The following is a 22,944-nucleotide window of genomic DNA, read 5'->3' as shown; positions in this document are numbered from 1 at the left end:
CGGATGAACAAGGAAGCGATGATCGAACGCCTCAGGCCGCGGCGGAAATCTTCCGCCCCGACGATGTGGACACCTTGGGGTCCGCAAAATACCTCCGAGCGCGATGCGCAGGTGGCAGCGACGCGCCGTCTCGTGCGCAAGGTCGAGAAGATACGGCCGGCGAGGCCGTCCCGCCACTGACCCTCAGGCGCCGTAGTAGTTCATCACGGCATGCCGCGCCTCGGCGAAGAACAGCCAGCGCTCGACGAAGATCCCGACCAGGTGAGACGCAGTCGCGAGGCCCAGGAGCACGGCCGCGGCTGAAGGCGCCCCGGCCACGGCTGCCATGGCGAGCAATAGAAAAGCGACGGTAAGCGCTGCCCCGGCCATGAAGGACAGCCGCGCCAGCTTCGCTGCATGCTTGCGGGCGATCTTGAACCCCATCTCCCGCGTAAGGTAGTTTTCCGTCATATGCGGCCGTTCGAACAGGCGCACCCGCCCGATGGTGCCGAGGCCGGTAGCCGTCTCGGGTGTGGAGAGCGACGGCATCGCCAGCATGCGCCTGCGCCATGCCGTCTTCGCGGTCCAGGCGGCGAGCGTGGCGGCGAGCGCGCAAAGCGTCAGCACCAGCGTGTTTCCTCCACCCGCGGCCCCGGCCAGCGCGCCCAGGATCGAGCCGCCGGCCAGCGCCAACAGAAGAAAGCAGGCCGGCGTCAGCGGCGTATGCCACGCCTGCACGGATTTCAGCGACGCATAGATCATGCCGGTGCAGTAGACAGTGATTGCCGCGCCCAGAACACCCAGCAGGGCTGGCAGCGGCAGGTAGCGGTCCTCCACGACTGTTCCCCAGGCCGACCACAGCAGCGGCGGAAAAGTCACCAGCGCCATCACGCCCTCGCGCGACAGCCAACTCGACCGCCACTGCGACAGCGCCCGCCAGGCGCGCTGCGGATTTCCCAGATGGAGCGTGGACGAGATCAGCCCGGCGCCGATGAAAACGAGCGTGGCAACGTGAGCCACCTTGGTGGCGATGGCCGAGGGGTCGAGCAGGCCGAGGCCGAGTATGGCGGCAAGCCCGTAGCCGAGCCCGGATAGGGCGGTGAAGACGATGATGGAGAAGGCGGGTTGCATGGCTATGCCACGTGCTGCCTGGCATGTATCGGCGGCGTTGGGCGTTCTTTCGCACCCCCCTCTGTCCTACCGGACATCTCCCCCGCAAGGGGGGAGATTGGCCGGCCGCCTTGGTTTCGCCAATCGTCACCGTAGCAGGACGCGCGGTGTTGCTGAAGCTGCCAATCTCCCCCCTTGCGGGGGAGATGTCCGGTAGGACAGAGGGGGGTGCGAAAGAACGCCCCGCGTCGTCGATACGCACGCAGATAGACACCCATTCAGATCCGGTCCAGCATGCCGTCGAGCCAGGCGAAGAAGCCGGTGGCGCCGGTGGTGTTTTCGGCAAGCAGCGCGCCGGCGCTGGCGGCGAGCGGCTTTCGCGGGCGCGGCGGCAGGTATTTGTTGACCGGGCGCGTGCCCTGCTCCGGCATCAGATCGATGCCGCCGCGCTCGGCAACCATGACCGACACCGCCGAGGACGGATCGGCAAGATCGCCGAAATGACGGGCGTTGGCCGGGCAGGTGCGCACGCAGGACGGCACGCGGTCGACCTCCTGGAGCGTCTCGTTGTAGATGCGGTCGACGCAGAGCGTGCATTTCTTCATGACGCCGGCGGCGAGATCCATCTCGCGCGCGCCATAGGGGCAAGCCCAGGCGCACAGGCCGCAGCCGATGCACTTGTCCTCTTCGACCAGCACGATGCCGTCCTCGCCGCGCTTGTAGGAGGCGCCGGTCGGGCAAACGGCGACGCATGGCGCGTCGTCGCAATGCAGGCAGCTTTTCGGGAAATGCACGATGCGGGCTTCGTCCGCCTCGCCGATCACCTCGCCGCCTTGCGGAACCACCTCGAAGGTGTGGATGCGGTTGAGGAATGCGCCGGAAACGTCCGGACCATAAGGGTTCTGGTCGGACAGCGCTGACCCATAGCCGCCGGTGTTCCACTCCTTGCACGAAACCACGCAGGCATGACAGCCGACGCAGACGTCGAGGTCGATGACCAGGCCGAGCTTTTTGCCGGAGCGTTCGGTGGGGAGGCTGGTCATGACAACCCCTTGCCCTTTGGACGGTTCGGGAAGCGTTTCTTCGCACCCCCCTCTGTCCTGCCGGACAGTCCGGCAGGACAGAGGGGGGTGCGAAGAAGCACCGGCCTCACGAAAGCGGCCTTCCGTGCGCTCACTTCACCCACTCCTGGCCGTAGCGCAGTTCCGCCGGCACCTCGTCCTTCCGGCGCAATCCGGGGACGGCGGGAAAATGCGGCTGGCTCTCGACACCGGCCTCCGCCTTCTCGATACGCACCCTCAGGTCGTACCAGGCCGCCTGCCCCGTGATCGGGTCGGAATTCGACCAGCGCAGCCCGTCGCCCTTGGGCGGCAGCAGTTCGTTGATCAAATGATTCATCAGAAAGCCCTTGGTCGCCTCTGGCGAGTTCGGGTCGAGCGCCCAGGCGCCGCCGCGCTTGCCGATGGCGTTCCAGGTCCAGATCGTCGAGGAATTCACCGCTTCCATCCGCGCCACCTCGACCTTGATGCGGCCGTGGTTGGAGATCACCCACACCCAGTCGTCGTCGCGCAATCCATGCTCGTCGCAGATCGGGCCAGGAACATAGAGCGGGTTGCGGGTGTGAATCTGCCTGAGCCAGGCGTTCATCGAGCCCCAGGAATGGTACATCGCCGCCGGCCGCTGGGTGATCGCGTGGTAGGGGAATTCTTCCCGGTCGACAGCCGCCTCCTCGAAGGGCCGGTACCACATCGGCAGCGGGTCGAAGGTTTCGAGGATGCGCGCGCGGTGCGTTTCCGGCGCGACCGGCTCGCGCACGCCTTCGGCGGAAAGCCGGAACTTCTGCAGCGATTCCTGGTAGAGCTGGAACGTCACCGGCTGCGGCTGGTCGAAAAACCCCATGCGCACGGCAAAATCCTGGTAGGCCTTGTTCGCGTGCTTGAAGAACTGCGCCTCCAGCGGGATATGCGCGGAGAAGAACGAGCCGTTTTCGATGTAGCGCTTGAGCTGGTCCGGATTGCTGGCGCCGCGCCCGGTGCGGTCGCCGTCGCGGCCGCGAAAGCCGGCCAGCGGGCCGATTCCCGGCCGGCGTTCGTGCCGCACGATATAGTCGGCATAGTTTTCGTAGATCGGCTTGCCGCGATTGTCGACGAAGGCCGGCAATTTCAGCCGTGCGCCGAGGTCGAGCAGCACGGACTGGAAACCGCGCACGTCGCGATCGGGTTCGACCACCGGCCAGCGGATGGCATCCTGCACCGCGTCGGGCTCCGAGATCGGCCGGTCGAGCATGGAGATGCAGTCGTGGCGCTCCAGATAGGTCGTATCCGGCAGCACAAGGTCGGCATAGGCGACCATCTCGGAGGCATAGGCATCGGAATAGATGATCTTGGGGATGCGGTATTCGCCGGAAGCTTCGTCCTTGTCCTCCAGCATCTTGATGACGCCGGCCGTGTTCATCGACGAGTTCCACGCCATGTTGGCCATATAGAGGAACAGCAGGTCGATGGGGTACGGATCGCCGGCATGGGCGTTGGCGATCACCATGTGCATCAGCCCGTGCGCCGAGAACGGCGCGTCCCAGGAAAACGCCTTGTCGATGCGGGTCGGGTTGCCATCCTTGTCGATCAGCATGTCCTCGGGCCCGCGCGGAAAGCCGAGATGCGGGCCCGACAACGGCTTGTTGGAGCCGAAATGTTCCGCCTTGCCGTGCGGTGTCGGATGGGCTTCCACCGGCTTCGGGTAAGGCGGCTCGAAGCGGAAGCCGCCGGGGCAATCGATCGCGCCGATCAGCACCTGCAGGAGATGCAGGGCGCGGGCTGTCTGGAAGCCGTTGGAATGGGCCGAGATGCCTCGCATCGCGTGGAAGGATACGGGCCGTCCGACGAAACCGTCATGGCGGTTGCCGTTCAAGTCCGTCCAAGGCTGGTCGAGGAAGATAGCCTCGTCGAAGGCAACCCGCGCGATCTCGGCAGCAAGCCCGCGGATCACCTCGGCGGCGACGCCAGTCTCGGCGGCGACCGCTTCCGGCGCGTATTGCGCGTCGAGGTATTTTTCGGCGAGAAGTTGGAACGCCGGCACGGCGCGGCGACCGTCCGACAGTTCGATTCGACCAGAGAGCGCGGCGCGTGCGCCCTGCGTGCCGAGCGGCACTGCCCGCTCGGTGACGCTCTCGAACACCAGCGGCTTTCCATCCGCGTCGCGCGCGAACAGTCCGTGGTCGGCAGCGCCCGGTTGGTCGATCACCAGCCAGGTGGCGTTGGTGTAGCGGACGATGTAGTCGACATCGATCTTTCGCGCCTTCAGCAGTTCGTGGATCACCGAGAGGATCAGCAGCCCGTCGGTGCCTGGGCGGATGCCGATCCAGTTGTCTGCGATCGCCGAATAGCCGGTGCGCACCGGATTGACCGAGACGAAGCGCGCACCGTTCTGCTTCAGCTTCGACAGTCCGATCTTGATCGGGTTGGAATCGTGGTCCTCGGCCACGCCGAACAGCACGAAAAGCTTCGTGCGGTCCCAGTCCGGCTGACCGAACTCCCAAAAGGCGCCGCCGATGGTCATGATGCCGGCCGCCGCCATGTTGACGGAGCAGAAGCCGCCATGCGCGGCATAGTTGGGCGTGCCGTACATCTGCGCCCAGTAGCCGGTCAGCGACTGCGACTGGTCGCGGCCGGTGAAGAAGGCGAGTTTTTTCGGGTCTTTTTCCCGCACCTCACCGAGCCAGCGCGTCGCGGTCTCCAGCGCCTCGTCCCAGGAGATTTCCTGAAACTGTCCGGAGCCGCGCGGGCCGACGCGCTTCAGCGGCGCGCGCAGCCTGGCCGGTGCGTAATGCTGCATGATACCGGCCGAACCCTTTGCGCACAGCACGCCGCGATTGACCGGATGGTCGCGGTTGCCTTCGATGTAACGGATCTTGCCGTCCTTGATGTGCACGTCGATGCCGCAGCGGCAGGCGCACATATAGCAGGTGGTCTTGCGAACCTCGTCCGAGACGGGTTCCGAAAGCGCGACCCTTGGCTTAGCCGGCATTCCCTGTCCCTCGGCCTGGCTGGTCATCCCGACCACGTGCCCGACCATCTCTAACGGGCGAGCCCAGGGAAGAAAATGCTCGAAAGCGTCAATTCATAGCAAATTTTGTATAGACAAATGGCGCACCGTGCAACGGTCGGCACGCCATTCCCCTGGAACGCGAAATTCGAAGATCCGCCATGGCAATCAGTTCGTCACGATGATGCGCGTATTGCCAGGCCCGAACTGCTTGACCAGCTGATAGAAATGCGCGGCATTGCCGGTGGCGAGGCGCACGCAGCCATGCGAGGCCGGGCGGCCAAGCCTGCCGACCGCGCTGGTCCCATGGATCGCATAGCCGCCATAATAAAAGACCGAATAAGGCATCGGTGAATTGTCGTATTTTCGCGAACGCCACATCTTGTGCAGTCGAGTCGGCCGCCAGCTTCCACGCGGAGTAATGTAACCCTTCCGCGCCGTCGACACCTTCCAGACATGGACGACCTTGCCGTATTTGCTGATGGTCATGGTCTGGTTGCCGACGTCGACCTTCGCCACGAGACTTGCCGCGGCGCTCGTTGCCATGCCTGCGGCAAGAAATGCGAGACATATGCTCGCCGCCAATGCAATCCTCTTCATGCGACAACCCCCTGCGCACCGCTTCCGTTCGCACATCTTCTGCACGCTTCCATGCAACCTTGACAAGAAATCTCCAATCAATTTGTCACCACAGATGGATTCGGCCGATCGATTTCCTGCGAGCAGGCACTACCGAAATCCGTCGACAGCGCTGCAGCCGGCTTGCCAAGCCCCCGCTTCGCCTGCTGAAATCGCATCATGACCGACAGTCTGCTTGATGCGGTGGCAGCACGCCGCGACGACCTCGTTTCGCTCACCATAGACCTCGTTCGTTTTCCGACGGTAAACCCGCCAGGCGAAGCGTACCGGCCCTGCGCTGAGTATCTCGGCGAGCGGCTGCGCAGGCGCGGCTTCGTGGTGGAATATCTGCGCGGCGAGGGTACGCCCGGCGACACCGACCGCTACCCGCGCACCAATGTCGTCGCCCGCATCGAGGGGCGCTCGCCGGGCAAGACCGTGCATTTCAACGGCCACATCGACGTGGTCGAACCCGGTCACGACTGGACGGTCGATCCGTTCGCCGGCGTCGTGAAGGACGGGCGCGTCTACGGCCGCGGCACCTGCGACATGAAGGGCGGGCTGGCGGCGGCGATCGTCGCCGCGGAAACCTATATCGACCTCAACCCGGATTTTCCCGGCGCCATCGAGATTTCCGGCACGGTCGACGAAGAATCGGGCGGCTTCGGCGGCGTCGCCTATCTGGCGCAGAAAGGCTATTTCTCGAAACCGCGCGTCGACCATGTCATCATCCCGGAGCCGCTCAACAAGGACCGCATCTGCCTCGGTCATCGCGGCGTCTGGTGGGCGGAGATCGAGACCAAGGGCGAGATCGCGCATGGCTCCATGCCGTTCCTCGGCGACTGCGCGGTGCGCCATATGAGCGCCGTTCTCGCCGCCTTCGAGGCCGAGCTATTCCCGCTGCTCGACACCAAGCGCACGCGCATGCCGGTGGTGCCGGAGGGGGCGCGCCGCTCGACGCTCAACTTGAACTCGATCCATGGCGGCCAGACCGACGACTTCAAGCCGGGTCTGCCCTCCCCCAACGTGCCCGATTCCTGCCGCCTCACCATCGACCGGCGCTTCCTTCTGGAAGAGAGCCTCGAAGAGGTGAAGGGCGAGGTCGTCGCCATCCTGGAGCGGCTGAAGCGCGAGCGGCAGAAATTCGACTACGAGATCCGCGACGTCATGGAGGTGCGGCCGATCATGAGTGAGCGCGACGCGCCGGTGCCCACCGCGCTGGCGCAGGGCATTCGCGCCGTGTTCGACCGCGAGCCGGACTATGTGATCTCGCCCGGAACCTACGACCAGAAGCATGTCGCACGCATCGGCCACATCTATGATTGCGTGGCGTATGGGCCAGGCATCCTCGACCTCGCCCACCGGCCGGACGAATGGGTCGGCATCGACGACATGGTGCAGTCCGCGCAGGTCATGGCGATCGGGCTCGATCTGCTGCTGCGTGGCAAGGTCTGAGATCGGCGAGCCGGCGGGCGCGACCGGCAGACTACCGCCGCGTGAAAAGCGGGAAACCGAATTCCCGCACACCCGCCTTGTCGAACCGAAAGCCGATTTACTCGCGTGGAAAATCACGCTTCTATCCGCAGGCAATGCTTCAGGAGGGAGCCCGGCCGATGAAAGCGTGGACGATTCTTGCCGCCGCAGCAACGCTGACGCTGTTCGGCACAAGCACCGGGCTGGCAGCGCGTACCGATCTCGTGCTGGGCATGCAGCTCGAGCCGCCGCATCTCGATCCGACAGCCGGCGCGGCCGCGGCGATCGACGAAGTGCTCTATGCCAATGTCTTCGAGGGCCTGACCCGAATCGGCCCGTCCGGCGAGGTCCTGCCGGCGCTCGCCGACAGTTGGGCGATCTCCGACGACGGCAGGACCTATACCTTCAAGCTGCGCTCGACCGTAAAATTCCATGACGGCACCGATTTCGATGCCGAGGATGTGAAGTTTTCGCTCGATCGGGCCCGCGCCGCCGATTCCACCAACGCGCAGAAGGCGCTGTTCGCGGCGATCGATACGGTCGAGGTGGTCGATCCCGTAACCGTCAAGGTGACGCTGAAGCAGCCGCAGGGCTCCTTCCTCTATAATCTCGGCTGGGGCGACGCCGTCGTCGTCGCGCCGGAAAGTGCCCCCACCAACAAGGAAAAGCCGGTAGGCACGGGGCCGTTCAAGTTCGACAACTGGGCGAAGGGCTCGGCGATCACCATCGTCAGGAATCCCGACTACTGGGGCGAGCCGGTGGCGCTCGATCGTGCCGAGTTCCGTATCGTGCCGGACGCCGCCTCCCAGGTCCCGGCGCTGCTCTCGGGCGACATCCAGGCCATCCCCAATGCCAGCATCGGCGACGCCCTGCCGCAGATGCAGTCCGACCCGCGCTTCAAGGTGGTGCTCGGCTCCACCGAGGGCGAGACGATCCTGTCCACCAACAACAAGAAGCCGCCCTTCGACAAGCTCGAGGTGCGCCAGGCGATCGCCCACGCCATCGACCGCAAGGCGATCATCGACGGTGCCTCCTCAGGCATCGGCACGCCGATCGGTTCGCATTTTTCGCCGGCCAACAAGGCCTACGTCGACCTGACCGGCACCTACCCGCACGACCTCGCCAAGGCTAAGGAACTGCTCAAGCAGGCCGGCCTGGAGAACGGCTTTTCGGCGACTCTGAAGCTGCCGCCGGTGCCCTATGCCCGCGACGGCGGCCAGATCATCGCCTCGCAGCTGCGCGACGTCGGTATCGATCTGCAGATCATCCCGGTCGAATGGGCCGATTGGCTGAAGCAGGTCTTCACCGACAAGGACTACGACCTGTCGATCGTCTCGCACACCGAGCCCAACGACATCGATATCTACTCGCGCAAGGACTACTACTTCAACTACGACAACCCGGCCTTCGACAAGGTGATCGAGGAACTGAACCTCACCTCCGACGAGGCTAAGCGCACCGAGCTCTACAAGCAGGCGCAAAAAATTCTGGCCGACGATGCCGTCAACGGTTTTCTGTTCGAACTGCCGAAGATCGGCATCTGGGATGCCAAGCTGGAGGGGCTTTGGGAGAACTCGCCGATCCAGGCGAACGATCTGACGAAAGTCAAATGGCTCGACTAGCTCCGGCGTCTCCCTCCCTCTCGAAGGGAGGGTGGCGAGCGAAGCGAGCCGGGAGGGGTCGCCGCGGCCGGGCTCGACGGCCCTTCTTTGCGCCCCATGCTTCCGCACCGACCCCACCCCGGCGCTTCGCGCCGACCCTCCCCTCAAGGGGGAGGGAAGCGTCGGCGCCCTTATGATCGCCTACCTGGCTCAACGCCTGCTGGTCGCCGCGGCGACCCTGCTGGCGGCCTCGCTCGTCGTCTTCGCCATGCTGGAAGTGATCCCGGGCGATCCGGCCAGGCTGATGCTCGGCATGAACGCCACGCCGGACGCGCTCGAGGCGCTTCGCAACGAGATGGGCCTGAACGACCCCCTGCCCGTTCGCTATCTCGACTGGGTGGCCGGCATGGCGGCGCTCGATTTCGGCCGCTCCTACACCTACTCCGTCCCCGTCATCGATCTGATCGTCGAGCGCATCGTCGTGTCGCTGCCGCTGGCGCTGATATCGCTGGCGCTCTCGGTGGTGATCGCCATCCCCGCCGGCGCCTTCGCTGCGCAGCGGCGCGGCCGCGCCGGCGATGCCCTCAGCATGGGTGCGGCGCAGCTCGGCGTGGCGATCCCGAATTTCTGGTTCGCGCTGCTGCTCATCTACCTTTTCGCGGTATGGCTCAGGCTGGTGCCGGCCGGCGGCTTTCCCGGCTGGAGCGCCGGGATATGGCCGGCCTTGAAGGCGCTGCTGCTGCCGGCGGTCGCGCTGGCCCTGCCGCAGGCGGCGATTCTGGCGCGCGTCACCCGCTCGGCGCTGATCGAGACGCTCGGCGAGGATTATGTCCGCACCGCCCGCGCCAAGGGCCTGCCTTTCGGCACCGTGCTATGGCGGCATGCGCTGCGCAATGCGCTCATTCCGGTGCTCACCATCGTCGGCCTGCAGTTCTCCTTCCTGCTCGCCGGCACCATCATCATCGAGAACGTCTTCTATCTCCCCGGCCTCGGCCGCCTGGTCTTCCAGGCCATCACCCAGCGCGACCTGATCGTGGTCGAGGGGGTGGTGATGCTGCTGGTGGCGACCGTGGTCGCCGTCAATTTTCTGGTCGACATCTCCTATGCGGTCGTCGATCCAAGGCTGAGGGCGCGGTGATGGGTGTTGTCATTTTCTCGCGAACAGCTCGCGCTCCTTCGCACCCCCCTCCCAAGGAGGGTCGATGACCTATCTCCCTTCCGCCTTCATCCCCCGCGACGGCCTTTCCGCCTTCCTCGCCCGTGCGCTGGCCAGCCGTTCGTTCATCGCCGGCTTCATCGTCACCGCGCTGATCGCGCTGATGGCCCTCGTCTCCTTCTTTTGGACGCCCGACGACGTGACGAAGCTCGTCGTCGGCGACCGCATGCTGGCGCCTTCGGCCGCCCATTGGTTCGGCACCGATCATTTCGGCCGCGACGTGCTCTCCATGATCATGGTCGGCTCGCGCAACTCGATCGCCGTGGCGCTGGTCGCGGTAGGCATCGGCATGGGGCTCGGCGTGCCGCTCGGCTGCCTGGCGGCGGCGCGCGGCGGCTGGCTCGACGATTTTGTGATGCGCTTCAACGACGTCGTCTTCGCCTTTCCGGCGCTGCTGTCGGCGGTGATGATCACCGCGGTGTTCGGCCCCGGCGCCGTCAACGCCATCATCGCCATCGGTATCTTCAACATCCCGGTGTTCGCCCGCGTCGCGCGCGCCGGCGCGCTGGCGATCTGGCCGCGCGAATTCATCCTCGCCGCCCGCGCCGCCGGCAAGGGCAAGACGCGCATCACGCTCGAGCATGTCCTGCCAAATATCGCCACGCTGCTCCTTGTGCAGGGCACCATCCAGTTCGCGCTCGGCATCCTGGCGGAGGCCGGCCTGTCTTATGTCGGGCTCGGCGCGCAGCCGCCGATGCCGAGCTGGGGACGCATGCTTTTCGACGCGCAGACGCGCATGATGGTGGCGCCGACGCAGGCGCTGTTCCCCGGCCTCGCCATCATGATCACCGTGCTCGGCCTCAACCTTTTGGGCGACGGCGTCAGCGACGCGCTGGATCCGAAGCTGAGGCGGCGGCGGTGAGCCTGCTCGCCATAGAAAACCTGTCGCTGTCGATCGACGAGACGCCGATCCTGAAAGCCGTCGACCTGTCGATCGAGCCCGGCGAGGTGCTCGGCCTCGTCGGCGAATCCGGCTCCGGCAAGTCGATGACGGCGCTCGCCGTCATGCGGCTCCTGCCCGATGCCGCGAAGGCACGAGGCAGCATCCGCTTCGACGGCACCGATCTGCTCAAGGCCGACGAGGCGGCGATGTGCCGGCTGCGCGGCGACGACATCGGCATGGTCTTCCAGGAGCCGATGACGGCGTTGAACCCGGTGAAGACCATCGGCGAGCAGGTGGCCGAGGGCATCCGCTGGCACGCCGGCGCCAGCCGCGCCGAGGCCGAGCAGCGCGCGGCAAGAATGCTCGACCGCGTCGGCCTGCCGTCGCAAAAATTCCCGCTGTCGCGCTATCCGCACCAGCTCTCCGGCGGCCAGCGCCAGCGCGTCGTCATCGCCATCGCCTGCGCGCTCAAGCCGAAGCTGCTGATCGCCGACGAGCCGACCACGGCGCTCGATGTCGTGCTGCAGGCGCAGATTCTCGAATTGCTGCGCGAACTGGTCGCCGAGAGCCGCATGGGCCTGCTGCTGATCTCGCATGACCTCGCCGTGGTGACGGAAATGTCGGATCGCATCGCGGTGATGCGTGGTGGCGAGATTCTCGAGACCGGCGAGACGGCGAAAACCCTGTCGGCGCAGGTGCACCCATATACGCGCCAGCTGGCGCTGGCTTCCATGCATGTGCCGGCGGGGCGACGCATTTCCTCCTCCCTTGAGGGGAAGGTGCCGCCGAAGGCGGCGGAGGGAATTGCCGAAGGTTGGCGCGGCGCAGGGAAAACCACGCCGGAGTCTGGGTTCGAAAGCTGGCGCACTGCCGCCCGCACCGCCTCCGGCCCTTCGGGCCATCTCCCCTTCGAGGGAGGAGAGGACGTTACGCCGCTGCTCTCCGTCGAAAACCTCCGCAAGGATTATCCCGGCGCCCGCATCTCGCTGTTTTCCAAGCAAAAACCCTTCTGCGCCGTCGACGACGTCTCCTTCACCCTTGCGCCGGGCCGTTCGACGGCGCTGGTCGGCCGCTCGGGCTGCGGCAAATCCACCCTCGCCCGGCTGGTCCTCGCTCTGGAGCGGCCGAGCGGCGGCACCATCCGGCTGGAGGGCGAGGAAATCACGGGCAAGAGCGAGGCCGAGCTTCTGCCGGCCCGCCGCGCCGTGCAGATCGTGTTCCAGGACCCCTACGGCTCCTTCGACCCGCGCCACCGGGTGGAGCGGCTTGTCGCCGAGCCGCTCGGCCTGCTGAGGCCGGCGCCGGACAGGGCGGCGCGGCGCGAGCTGGTCGCCGAGGCGCTGCACCAGGTCGGCATGAAGCCGGACGACATGCAAAAATACCCGCACGAATTCTCCGGCGGCCAGCGCCAGCGCCTGTCGATCGCGCGCGCCATCATAACCCGGCCGAAGCTGGTGGTGGCCGACGAGGCGGTGTCGGCGCTCGACGTATCGATCCGCGCCCAGATCCTCGACCTGTTTTCCGAGCTGAACCGGACGCTGGGCGTCGCCTATCTGTTCATCACCCATGACCTGACGGTGGCGCGGGCCATCACCGACGAGGTACTGGTGATGCATGAAGGCCGCATCGTCGAGCGGGGTCAGACTGCCGCGGTGCTCGACCATCCGCGGTCGGAGGCTGCCAGGGCCCTGGTCGCCGCCGCACCGGATCTGCGCCGGGCGATCGCGACGAAGATGCGCGAGCAGGGTTGACCGGACGTCCCCCGGTCAGGTCTGATCCTTCACCACGTCCACCGGGCTGAGACCCAGCAGCTCCAGCGTGCGGCGCAGCAGCCGCACCTCCTTCTCGGCAAGCTTGTGGTCGGCCTTGGCGATGTCGGCCATATGGCGGGCAAGCAGCTTGCGGCGGTCGAGGTCGAGCTCCTGGAACAGCGACAGCGCCTGCGTGCCGCTGGTCTCGTAACCAAAATCGTTGAGGAATTCGACGACGCCGTCGATGCTGTCCTCGCCGATGCCGAAGCCCTCACGGCAGATGCGGCGGAAGGTCTCCAGCTCGCTGTCGCTGACCACGCCGTCGGCAAGGATCATGCGGAAGAGCAGCAACAACTCGGCGGTCAGCGCCGGATCGTCGGCGACCTTGCGCACGCCGGGATCACCCTCGAAGATCGTCCGCACCCGCGCCAGCAACCCCATCGCCATCCTGCGTTCTCCGCGTGCTTGATGTCGTCCTTCGTAGCGCGAAATCGGCCTTGCGCAAATGGATTCCATGTGGTCGAAGCGCGCGACTTCGCTTACGCGGAACGGCTTTCCTTTGGTCGACCTTTCTCTCGAGATACTCGCACTGCTGGCGGCGGCCGCCTTCCTGGCCGGTTTCGTCGATTCCATCGCCGGCGGCGGCGGACTGATCACCATCCCGGCGCTGCTGCTTGCCGGGCTGCCGCCGGTCGATGCGCTCGGCACCAACAAGCTGCAAGGCCTGTTCGGCACCGGCGCCGCGACGCTCACCTATGCCCGCAAGGGACAGGTCGACCTGCGAAAGCAGGCGCCGGCGGCGCTGTTGTCGCTGGCCGGGGGTGCCGCGGGCGCACTGCTCGCCAGCGTGCTCCCGGGCGAATGGCTGCACATCGCCTTGCCTTTCGTGCTGGTCGCCATCGCGCTCTATTTCGCGCTCAAGCCCAACATGGACGACGTCGACCGCGCCGAGCGCATGACGCCCTTTGTGTTCGGCGCGGCGATCGTTCCGGCGATCGGTTTCTATGACGGCGTGTTCGGCCCGGGCACTGGCTCCTTCTTCATGCTGGCCTTCGTCAGCCTGGCCGGCTACGGCCTGCTCAAGGCCACGGCGCATACCAAGCTGCTCAACTTTGCCTCCAACATCGGCAGCTTCGCCGCCTTCGCCTTGGTTGGCGCGGTCTTCTGGAAGATCGGCCTGCTGATGGGTGTGGCGCAGATCCTTGGCGCGCGCGTCGGCGCCGGGCTGGCCGTACGCAAGGGGGCCAGGATCATAAAGCCGCTGCTGGTGGTCACCTGCGTCGCCCTCGCCGTCCGCCTGCTTGCCGACCCGGCGCATCCGTTGAGGGTGATGCTGGGCCTTTGAGGGGCACTTTGACGCCACCCCGGCCACTTGATATCTTGCCGGCAGGTCGAGGGCCCCGATGTCGTCAACCGTGCAGCCGCTCTTTTCGCCGCCGGCCGGCATCGAACTGGTCGAGATATGGCCCGGCGGCCCTCTGGACGGCATTGTCTCCCGCATGACCGGCTACCGGGAAACGGCGCGGCGGCACATCCGTATGCGCGAGCCGGCGTCGCTGACCGTTCCATTGATCCTCAGCTTCGGCGAACCCTTTGCCATCGGCCTGGGCCGTCCCCCGACTGAAGCCGATCGCATCGCCAGCTTCGCCGCCGGCCTCTATGCCGGCCCGGTGCTGATCGAATCCTTCGGCGCCTCGGCTTGCCTGCAGATCGACTTTTCGCCACTCGGTGCGCGGCGTTTCTTCAGGATGCCCATGCACGAGCTTGCCGACCGCACGATCTTGCTGGACGACGTGCTCGGCAACGCTGGGCTGGCCTTGCGCGAGCGCCTCGGCAACATGCCGGACTGGGAAAGCCGTTTCGCGCTTGCCGTGGACTTCGTGTCGTCACGCATCGGCGCCGGCAAAACGCCGTCCGCAGAGGTGCGTGAGGTTTTCTCCGGCATCGATGCTTCGGGCGGCCGGGCGCCGGTGTCGCGGCTTGCCGCCCGCGCCGGATGGAGCAGGAAACATCTGGCGGAGCGATTTCGTGCCGAGATCGGGCTCGGGCCGAAATCGGTGGCGCGCATCGTGCGCTTCAACCGGGCGCTCGCCGCGGCGCGCACCGGAAATTGCAACTGGGCCGGTATCGCGGCCGACTGCGGTTATGCCGACCAGGCCCATCTGACGCGTGAATTCCAGAATCTAGCCGGCCTGACACCCGCCGCGTGGCGGGCCGGGCTGGCCTGAGCGGGTTACATTCCTTCAAGACGGCGCAACCGCGACGGCCCAATGTGGCTTATCGCAATGCATCCGGCACAGGAGGAAACCATGGCCGAAACGACCGCGATCGAGCCCCCGCGCATCTACCCCACCTTCCGCTACCGCGACGCCGCAAGAATGATCGACTGGCTGCAGAAGGCGTTCGGCTTCACCGTCCACGCCAAATATATGGACGGCGACCTCGTCGCCCACGCCCAGCTGACGCTCGGCTCGTCGATGATCATGCTGGGCAGCGTCCGCGACGACGCCTATGGCGCGATGGTCGGCGGGCCGGGCGACAATGCCGGCAAGAGCACCTACATCGCCGTCTCCGACACCGATGCGGTCTACGCCCGTGCCAAGGCGGCGGGCGCAAAGATCCTCGAGGAGCCGACGGACCGCGACTACGGCAGCCGCGACTTCATCTGCGCCGATCCGGAAGGCAATGTCTGGTCGTTCGGCACCTACTGGCCGAAGGCGCACGAGAAGGCGTGAGCACGATGCCGACGACCGCCGCTACCGCACCGCTCAAGCCGGTCGTGCTGCGGCCCGGCGAAGGACGCAGCTACGCGATGCCGGCGATGCGCGCCGTCTTCAAGGCCGACGGCGCCGAGACCGGCAACCGCTACAGCGTGTCCGAATGGCGGATCGAGCCGAACAGCCTGGGTCCCGGCGCGCACAGCCACGCGGCGAATGACGAGATTTTTTACGTGGTCGAAGGCACCGTCTCCCTGCTGGTCGGCGATGGCTGGGTCGACGCGCCACGTGGCTCGTTCTTCTTCATTCCGGCGGGCACCACGCACGATTTCGCCAACCGCAGCGACAAGCCGGCGGGGCTGTTCAACGTCTTCGTTCCCGGTGGGTTCGAGACAAACATGCCGGCGATCGTCGCGTGGTTTGAAGAGAACCCGCCGGATACGACGCGCTAGCGCGCCAGTCCGAAGATCGCGTCGCAGTCGAGGTGTTTTTCCAACTCCGCCGCGATCTCGTCCAATGCGCGCTCGACTTCGGTCCGGTAGTCGACGCCGCCGCCGCGCACGCCCAGACTTTCGAGGAAGCGGGCGCGGAACAGGTCGGCCGAGAACAGGCCGTGCAGGTAGGTGCCGAACACCTTTCCGTCGGCTGAACTGGCACCGTCCGGCACATTATCGATGACGGTCGCAGGCCGCGCGCAGTCGGGGCCGAAGGTGCGGCCGAGATGGATCTCGTAGCCCGAAAGCGGCGCGTCGAAGGCGAGCGACCGGGCGTCAACGTTGCGCACGGTCTTTTCCGGCTCCATCACCGTCTCGATGTCGAGCAGGCCGAGACCTTCGGCCTCGCGAAGACTGCCCTCGATGCCGTCGGGATCGCGCACGGTCCGGCCGAGCATCTGGTAGCCGCCGCAGATGCCGACCACGTAGCCGCCGCGGCGGCGGTGCTGGGCAAGGTCGCGGTCCCAGCCGTTTTGGCGGAACTCGATGAGATCGCCGATGGTGGATTTCGAGCCGGGGATGACCACCAGCCCGGCATCGGCGGGCAGCGGCTGGCCCGGCGGCACGAACGCCACCTCTACCTGCGGCTCGGCGCGCAGCGGGTCGAGATCGTCGAAATTGGCGATGCGGGCAAGCATCGGCACCGCCACCTTGAGCGCCCTGCGCTCGCCGGCGGTCAGCCGTTCCAGCACCACCGAATCCTCCGACGGCAGCCGCGCCGCCGCCTTCAGCCATGGAACCACGCCGAAGCAGCGCCAGCCGGTGAAGCGCTCGATGGCCTTGATCCCGTCGTCGAACAGCGAAACGTCGCCGCGGAACTTGTTGATGAGATAGCCGGCGATCATCGCCCGGTCCTCCTCGGGCAGGATGAGATGCGTTCCGGCGACCGAGGCGATGACACCACCGCGGTCGATGTCGCCGACCAGGATAACCGGCACGCCGGCGCGGGTGGCAAAGCCCATATTGGCGATGTCGCGCGGCCTGAGGTTGATCTCGGCCGGTGAGCCGGCGCCCTCGACGATGACGAGATCGGCGCCTTCGCCGACCTGGCGCCACGAATCCATCACGGCGTCCATCAGCTTCGCCTTCAGCGCCTGGTAGTCGCGCGCCTTGGCATGGCCATAGACTTTGCCCTGAACCACGATCTGCGAGCCGATGTCGCTCTGCGGCTTCAGCAGCACCGGGTTCATGTGCACCGTCGGCGCGACGCCGCAGGCGATCGCCTGCAGCCACTGCGCCCGGCCGATCTCGCCGCCGCCCGGCTCGCCGGGAAGATCGGCGACGGCGGCATTGTTCGACATGTTCTGCGGCTTGAACGGCCGCACCTTCAGCCCGCGCCTGAGCGCGGCGCGGCAGAGGCCGGCGACCAGCACAGTCTTGCCCACGTCCGAGCCGGTGCCCTGCAGCATGACGGCGCGCGCCATGGTCAAGCGTCCCTGCCGCCGATAACGGATCTTTGGGCCAGCGGGCCGCCGCGCCAGAGATAGATGGCCAGCAGCGGATCGTCGCCGGTGCGCATGGCGTGGTTTATGTTTGAAGGATGGTGGATCACCTCGCCGGCCTTCCTGGTCACGAATCCGCCCTCGCCTTTCCGCCACCCCGTCCCATCCGTCAGCGGGATGTAGATCTCTTCGGCGACATGATGGTGGTCGGGATAAACCAGATTCGGCCCGAGCACGAGAAATCCGGCCGCGACATCATCGTTCACGAAATGCCCGCGCGTGCCGAAAAGTTCGAGCCAGCCGTAATTGTCGATGAAACTCCGTTCGAAATCGGCGGCGGTATAGGTCTGGCCCCAGGCGAGGCTGTCCGCCTGAAGCAGCAACGCACCGGTCAGCGCCCGTGCGGCAGGCGGTGCCAGATCATGACAGCGGCCGAGATGACGCAGACAGGGCAGCCGTTTCGGCGCAAGGTCGCGTTCCTTCATCGCCGGCAGAAGATAGGCCGTGAAGCGCCGCGGCACGTCGTCAGCCCGATGAAACAGATAACTCCGGAACGCATGCAGGAGTTGTTCCGTCATCGCCGCCATGCAAATCCCGCTCTCTATTTCTTGCACAGCCGCTTCGCGTCCGGTCGCGGTTGCGCGGCGGCATCATTGGTCTAGATTGGCGGCAAGGCATAGCCAAAAACGTCAGGGAGGACGCCATGGACGCCGCAGTCGATCCTGCCGCCATCCAGTTCGACCTCAACGAGGACCAGCGCGCCATCCGCGAGGTGGCGGAGGCGTTCGCGGCCGACCGGGTCGCGCCGAACGCGCTGGAATGGGATAAGAGCCGGCATTTTCCCGCCGACGTGATCAGGGAGACCGGCCCGCTCGGCTTCGGCGGCATCTATGTGCGCGAGGATGTCGGCGGCTCCGCCCTCGGCCGCCTCGATGCCGTGCTGGTGTTCGAGGCGCTGTCGCGCGCCTGCCCGGGATTCGCCTCCTTCGTCTCCATCCACAATATGGGCGCGTGGATGATCGACCGCTTCGGCGATGACGAGCAGCGCCGGCGCTTTGTGCCGAGGCTCACCTCGATGGAATGGCTCGCCAGCTACTGCCTGACCGAGCCGGGATCGGGATCGGATGCGGCCGCGCTGAAGACCCGCGCCGTGCTGGACGGCGACCACTATGTGCTGAACGGCACGAAACAGTTCATCTCCGGCGCCGGCGACAGCGACGTCTACGTGGTGATGGTGCGCACCGGCGGCGACGGGCCGAAAGGCATCTCCACGCTTGTCGTCGAGAAGGACACGCCCGGCCTCTCCTTCGGCGCGGTCGAGAGCAAGATGGGCTGGCACATGCAGTCGACCCGGCAGGTGATCTTCTCCGACTGCCGGGTGCCGGCGGCCAACCGCCTGTCCGGCGAAGGCGCCGGTTTCTCCATCGCCATGGCGGGTCTCGACGGCGGCCGGCTCAACATCGCCGCCTGCTCGCTCGGCGGCGCCCAGGCGGCGCTCGACAAGGCGGTGGCCTATGCCGGCGAGCGCAAGGCATTCGGCAAGCAGCTCAAGGAATTCCAGGCGCTGCAGTTCAAGCTGGCCGACATGGAGACCGAGCTGCAGGCGGCCCGCGTCTTCCTTTATGCCGCCGCGGCGCGGCTCGATGGTAAGAGCCCGGAAGCCGGCAAATGGTCGGCGATGGCCAAACGCTTCGTCACCGATGTCGGCTTCCAGGTGGCCAACGAGGCGCTGCAGATCCACGGCGGCTACGGCTACCTGCACGACTACGGCGTCGAGAAGCTGGTGCGCGACCTGCGCGTCCACCAGATACTCGAAGGCACCAACGAGATCATGCGCGTGATCGTGGCGAGGAATCTGCTGGGGAGGCGGTAGGGAATAGGCAGTCGGCAGCAGGATCCGATCGTGCTTCTTCTGCCGTCGGCGCCCACCCGCCCGCTGACCGACCTACTGCCTACTGCCGACTGCCTACTGCCCATTGCCAATCTTGAAGGACCACTACCATGCCAACCATCGCATTCATCGGCCTCGGCAATATGGGCAATCCGATGGCCGCCAATCTGGTGAGGGCCGGCCATGCTGTACAGGGTTTCGACCTCGTGCCCGACAATCTTGCCAAGGCGCGCGAGAGCGGCGTGACGGTGATGGCCAATGCGGCGGCCGCGGTGAAGGGCGCCGAGGTCGTCGTCACCATGCTGCCGGCCGGCAAGCACGTCATCTCCGTTTACGAGGACATCGCGCCAAAGGTAGCGGAAGGCGCCCTGCTGATCGACAGCTCCACCATCGACATCGACTCGGCCCGAAAGGCCCATGCGATCGCGGCGCGGCGCGGCCTGCCTTCGATCGACGCGCCCGTCTCGGGTGGCACCGGCGGTGCCACCGCCGGCACCCTCACGTTCATGGCCGGCGGCAGCGCCGAAGCCTTCGCCAAGGCCGAGCCGATCCTGCAACCCATGGCCGGCCGCATCGTGCATTGCGGCGAGGCCGGCGCCGGCCAGGCGGCGAAGATCTGCAACAACATGATCCTCGGCATCTCGATGATCGGCGTCGCTGAAGCCTTCGTGCTGGCGGAGAAGATCGGCCTGTCGCACCAGGCGCTGTTCGACGTCGCCTCGACCTCGTCCGGCCAGTGCTGGTCGATGACGACCTATTGCCCGGTTCCGGGCCCGGTGCCCACCTCGCCGGCCAATCGCGACTACAAGCCGGGTTTCGCCGCGGCGCTGATGCTGAAGGACCTCAAGCTGGCGCAGGAGGCCGCCCAGGCGTCCGGCGTGGCCACGCCGCTCGGCGCACAGGCCTCGCAGCTCTATGCACTGTTCTCGGGCCTCGGCCACGGCGACATGGATTTCTCCGGCATCATCCGTATGCTGCGCGGCGACATCGGATGATTTCGTGCCGATCCGGTGCCGGAGGGCGTACCCGACCAGCTCTTGCTACGAGTTGATGCCGGCAAACGATCCACCCAGCCGGCTACCGCGAAAACGCCCGATTCAGCTTTGCTTAAGGTCTCGATAACCGCGCGGTAACATTGTCGGCTTAAAAGAGAAGACAGATCGGTTGTCGCAGCCGCTCTCACGCTCCGGATCAGGTCTCGCGTACCGGAGCCAGGTTTTCGCGCTGTATTGCGTCCGTGTATGCCGTGCGTGACTTTGGCAAGACCGCGCTTTTCCGCTCGGCGGAACGGCGCGGTTTTTGCTGTCGTCGCCGCGGCGGGACGCTGCACTGTCGCACTGCTCGAAGATAGCTGCCGCCTGTAGGTCCCCCCTCTCCAACGGGGCATGCATCGGCTAGCCTTTGCGGCTGCTCAACCTTCGATAGTTCGCCTTGACCTTGCGCCCCGCCGGTTTCATCGCCGCCTGGATCGCCCGGTCTGCGGCCACGCCGCTCATAAGCGACGGCGTCCTGCCGGACAGCAGTTCGGGCCAGAAGCGCAGGGCCGCGCCTGCGATCTCCATCTGTGCCGCGGCCATGCCTTCGGCCAGGGCGGCTGCCTTCTCGGAAACGGCCCGCGCCGTCTCGCTGCCGGGCCCGGCCGCATCGGCGCCGGCTTCCGCCACCAGCAGCGGCACGCGCATGCCGATGACGAGCGGGGCAAGCATCAGGTCGGTGACAATCCCGGCTTTCCGCTTGATGGCTCGCCTCCCCTTCATTCGTGCGGCTCGAACTGCACGTCGACCGGAGGCTTGAGGCCGTTCACCAGCCGGTTGGTCTCGTTGGCCATGCCGACCACCGCAAGCAGTTCCATGAGCTGTGCATCGGTCATTCCTTTGGCGCGCGCCGAGGCGGTGTGGGAGTAGGTGCAGTATTCGCAGCCATTGCTGGCCGACACGGCGATATAGACCAGCTCCTTGGTCAGCGGATCGAGCGCGCCCGGCGCCATCACCTGCTTTATCGAGTCCCAGGTGCGCTTGAGCAGCGCCGGGTCATGCGCCAGCACCTTCCAGAAATTATTGATCCAGTCGGTGTTGCGGGTGGCCATGATGTCGTCGTAGACGGCGCGCACCTCCTCACCGGCCATTTCGTATTCAATCAACGGAAGCAGCGATTTACCCGACATTCCTGACCTTTCGTTGAAGAATGGGCGGGCAGCAGCGCCCGCCCTTGTCGGCGTCAGGCCGCCTTGCGCAGGTCGGCCTCGGCGAGGTCGAGCGCCCTGGCGATACGCTCGCCGGCGAGATCGATCGTCTGCCGCGTCCAGATCAGCGGCGGCGACAGGATCATGGTGTCGCCGGTCGCCCGCATCATCATGCCCTGGCCGATGGCATGGTCGCGCACCAGGACGGCGGCGCTGCCGACGGGCTGGAAGCGCTCGCGCGTCCGCTTGTCCCCGACGATCTCGATCGCGCCCATCAGGCCGACGCTGCGCACCTCTCCGACCAGCGGGTGGCCGCCGATGCGCTCGCGCAGCATCTCGGCGAAATAAGGACCGGTGTCGTCGCGCACCCGCTCGACCAGCCCCTCCTTCTCCATGATCTCAAGGTTCTTCAGCGCCACGGCGCAGGCCACCGGATGGCCGGAATAGGTGTAGCCGTGATAGAATTCGCCGCCCTTCTCTTGCAGCGTGCCGGCTATGCGGTCGCCGACCAGCAGGGCCGACAGCGGCTGGTAACCCGAGGTCAGCGCCTTGGCCGTGGTGATGGTGTCCGGCTCGACGCCGAAGGTCTCGGCGGCGAACCAGTGGCCGGTGCGGCCATAGCCGGTGATCACCTCGTCGAGCATCAGCAGCACATCATGTTTGCGGCAGATGCGCTGCACCTCCGGCCAGTAGCTCGCTGGCGGGATCTTGACGCCGCCTGCCCCCATTACGGGCTCGCCGATGAAGGCGGCCACCTTGTCCGGACCAGCTTCGAGAATCGCATCCTCCACCGCCCTGGCGGCGCGCATCCCGAAATCATGGTCGCTCTCGCCCGGCAGCGACAGCTCGAACGCATAGGGCATCATCACATGCACGATGTTCGGCACCGCGCCGCCGAGCTGGCCGTGCATGCCCTCCATGCCACCGAGCGACGTGCCGGCGACGGTGGAGCCGTGATAGGCCATCTTGCGCGAGATGATGCGGTTCTTCTCCGGCTTGCCCTCAAGCGCCCAGAAATGGCGCACCAGCCGCAGCGCCGTGTCGTTAGCCTCAGAACCCGAAGAGCCGAAGAACACCTGGCTCAATCCCTTCGGCGCCAGCTCGGCGATCTTCTTGGCAAGCAGCGTCGGCGTCGGCGTGGTGCAGCGGAAGAAGGAATTGTAGTAGGGCAGCTCCTTCATCTGCTGGTAGGCGGCCTCGGCCAATTCGTTGCGGCCGTAACCGATATTGACGCACCACAGGCCGGCCATGCCGTCGAGGATCTCGTTGCCCTCGGAATCGTAGACGAACGGCCCGTCGGCCCGCACGATCATGCGGCTTCCGGCGGCGCGCAGGTCCTTGTGGTCGGTGAACGGGTGCAGATGATGCGCGGCATCGATCTGCTGCAACTGTTTCAGCGAATAGTTCTGGTAGGTCATGAGTTTGGCCTCGACTTGAACTGATCCGGCGGATGCCGGGACGAATTCAGCGAGCGGCGGCGGGCGGCGAATAGCCTATCCGGGCGCACAGCCGAAGCAGTTCGACATGGATCGTGCGCCGCGAAGGC

Annotated in this window: 21 protein-coding genes; 11 read left to right on the top strand and 10 right to left on the bottom strand. The window is 66.1% G+C overall.

Features of this window, described 5'->3' with window-relative positions:
* Positions 1-183: 183 nt before the first annotated feature.
* From C7I84_RS12075 to C7I84_RS12055, 4 genes are all read right to left on the bottom strand, one after another.
* Positions 184-1,110, bottom strand: coding sequence for a dimethyl sulfoxide reductase anchor subunit family protein (locus C7I84_RS12075; RefSeq protein WP_106772445.1), 927 nt, complete (start codon positions 1,108-1,110; stop codon positions 184-186).
* A 257-nt stretch (positions 1,111-1,367) separates the two neighbouring features.
* Positions 1,368-2,132, bottom strand: coding sequence for a 4Fe-4S dicluster domain-containing protein (locus C7I84_RS12065; RefSeq protein ID WP_106772444.1), 765 nt, complete (start codon positions 2,130-2,132; stop codon positions 1,368-1,370).
* 130 nt (positions 2,133-2,262) lie between these two features.
* Entirely contained in the window at positions 2,263-5,112 is a 2,850-nt protein-coding gene (locus tag C7I84_RS12060) for a molybdopterin oxidoreductase family protein (protein ID WP_106772550.1), read from the bottom strand.
* Positions 5,113-5,298: 186 nt separating this feature from the next.
* Complete coding sequence (locus C7I84_RS12055) at positions 5,299-5,730, bottom strand: L,D-transpeptidase (RefSeq protein WP_106772443.1); 432 nt, start codon at positions 5,728-5,730, stop codon at positions 5,299-5,301.
* Between the two features lie 198 nt (positions 5,731-5,928).
* Here C7I84_RS12055 and C7I84_RS12050 point away from each other — a divergent pair, with 198 nt between their 5' ends.
* From C7I84_RS12050 to C7I84_RS30580, 5 genes are all read left to right on the top strand, one after another.
* Positions 5,929-7,203 (top strand): acetylornithine deacetylase/succinyl-diaminopimelate desuccinylase family protein, encoded by a 1,275-nt coding sequence (locus C7I84_RS12050; protein WP_106772442.1) that lies wholly within the window; start codon positions 5,929-5,931, stop codon positions 7,201-7,203.
* 158 nt (positions 7,204-7,361) lie between these two features.
* Positions 7,362-8,843 (top strand): ABC transporter substrate-binding protein, encoded by a 1,482-nt coding sequence (locus C7I84_RS12045; protein WP_106772549.1) that lies wholly within the window; start codon positions 7,362-7,364, stop codon positions 8,841-8,843.
* Between the two features lie 172 nt (positions 8,844-9,015).
* On the top strand, positions 9,016-9,960 hold the full coding sequence (locus C7I84_RS12040; protein ID WP_106772441.1) for an ABC transporter permease: 945 nt from the start codon (positions 9,016-9,018) through the stop codon (positions 9,958-9,960).
* A gap of 64 nt (positions 9,961-10,024) precedes the next feature.
* A complete protein-coding gene (locus tag C7I84_RS12035) occupies positions 10,025-10,900 on the top strand; it encodes an ABC transporter permease (RefSeq protein ID WP_106772440.1) in 876 nt (291 codons plus the stop codon).
* A complete protein-coding gene (locus C7I84_RS30580; protein ID WP_106772439.1) occupies positions 10,897-12,672 on the top strand; it encodes an ABC transporter ATP-binding protein in 1,776 nt (591 codons plus the stop codon). The genes C7I84_RS12035 and C7I84_RS30580 overlap by 4 nt, the downstream gene beginning before the upstream one ends.
* A 15-nt stretch (positions 12,673-12,687) precedes the next feature.
* Here C7I84_RS30580 and C7I84_RS12025 read toward each other — a convergent pair whose 3' ends face one another.
* Positions 12,688-13,119, bottom strand: a complete 432-nt coding sequence (locus C7I84_RS12025; protein ID WP_106772438.1) for a TerB family tellurite resistance protein — start codon at positions 13,117-13,119, stop codon at positions 12,688-12,690.
* A 112-nt stretch (positions 13,120-13,231) separates the two neighbouring features.
* Between C7I84_RS12025 and C7I84_RS12020 the strand changes: the two genes are divergently transcribed.
* The 4 genes from C7I84_RS12020 (at position 13,232) to C7I84_RS12005 (ending at position 15,841) form a co-directional block, all read left to right on the top strand.
* Positions 13,232-14,017, top strand: coding sequence for a TSUP family transporter (locus C7I84_RS12020; protein ID WP_106772548.1), 786 nt, complete (start codon positions 13,232-13,234; stop codon positions 14,015-14,017).
* A 154-nt stretch (positions 14,018-14,171) separates the two neighbouring features.
* Positions 14,172-14,900: a helix-turn-helix domain-containing protein gene (locus tag C7I84_RS12015; RefSeq protein WP_342587163.1), complete on the top strand. Its 729-nt coding sequence runs from the start codon at positions 14,172-14,174 to the stop codon at positions 14,898-14,900.
* Between the two features lie 81 nt (positions 14,901-14,981).
* Positions 14,982-15,407: a VOC family protein gene (locus tag C7I84_RS12010; protein ID WP_106772436.1), complete on the top strand. Its 426-nt coding sequence runs from the start codon at positions 14,982-14,984 to the stop codon at positions 15,405-15,407.
* A gap of 5 nt (positions 15,408-15,412) precedes the next feature.
* The gene (locus tag C7I84_RS12005; protein ID WP_106772547.1) at positions 15,413-15,841 is read left to right on the top strand and encodes a cupin domain-containing protein; all 429 of its coding nucleotides are present in this window, start codon (positions 15,413-15,415) and stop codon (positions 15,839-15,841) included.
* Here C7I84_RS12005 and C7I84_RS12000 read toward each other — a convergent pair.
* Entirely contained in the window at positions 15,838-17,307 is a 1,470-nt protein-coding gene (locus tag C7I84_RS12000) for a cobyric acid synthase (RefSeq protein ID WP_106772435.1), read from the bottom strand. The two genes, C7I84_RS12005 and C7I84_RS12000, sit on opposite strands and share 4 nt — an antisense overlap.
* Before the next feature lie 2 nt (positions 17,308-17,309).
* Entirely contained in the window at positions 17,310-17,912 is a 603-nt protein-coding gene (locus C7I84_RS11995) for a dimethylsulfonioproprionate lyase family protein (protein ID WP_106772434.1), read from the bottom strand.
* 116 nt (positions 17,913-18,028) lie between these two features.
* On the opposite strand from C7I84_RS11995, the gene C7I84_RS11990 reads away from it, so the two are divergent.
* A complete protein-coding gene (locus tag C7I84_RS11990; RefSeq protein WP_106772433.1) occupies positions 18,029-19,198 on the top strand; it encodes an isobutyryl-CoA dehydrogenase in 1,170 nt (389 codons plus the stop codon).
* Between the two features lie 128 nt (positions 19,199-19,326).
* A complete protein-coding gene (mmsB, locus tag C7I84_RS11985; protein WP_106772432.1) occupies positions 19,327-20,211 on the top strand; it encodes a 3-hydroxyisobutyrate dehydrogenase in 885 nt (294 codons plus the stop codon).
* Between the two features lie 399 nt (positions 20,212-20,610).
* Here mmsB and C7I84_RS11980 read toward each other — a convergent pair whose 3' ends face one another.
* The 3 genes from C7I84_RS11980 to C7I84_RS11970 all read right to left on the bottom strand — a co-directional run bounded on the left by C7I84_RS11980 (position 20,611) and on the right by C7I84_RS11970 (position 22,816).
* Positions 20,611-20,973: a hypothetical protein gene (locus tag C7I84_RS11980; protein WP_106772431.1), complete on the bottom strand. Its 363-nt coding sequence runs from the start codon at positions 20,971-20,973 to the stop codon at positions 20,611-20,613.
* Positions 20,970-21,341, bottom strand: a complete 372-nt coding sequence (locus tag C7I84_RS11975; protein WP_245428411.1) for a carboxymuconolactone decarboxylase family protein — start codon at positions 21,339-21,341, stop codon at positions 20,970-20,972. Before C7I84_RS11975 ends, C7I84_RS11980 begins: the two co-directional genes overlap by 4 nt.
* Positions 21,342-21,433: 92 nt before the next feature.
* Complete coding sequence (locus C7I84_RS11970; RefSeq protein ID WP_106772429.1) at positions 21,434-22,816, bottom strand: aspartate aminotransferase family protein; 1,383 nt, start codon at positions 22,814-22,816, stop codon at positions 21,434-21,436.
* Between the last annotated feature and the right edge of the window lie 128 nt (positions 22,817-22,944).

The sequence above is a fragment of the Kumtagia ephedrae genome (assembly GCF_003012745.1).
In the GTDB taxonomy this organism is placed as follows: domain Bacteria; phylum Pseudomonadota; class Alphaproteobacteria; order Rhizobiales; family Rhizobiaceae; genus Kumtagia; species Kumtagia ephedrae.
The sequence above is the reverse complement of the archived record's forward strand: the minus strand, read 5'-3'. Positions and strand labels throughout refer to the sequence as shown.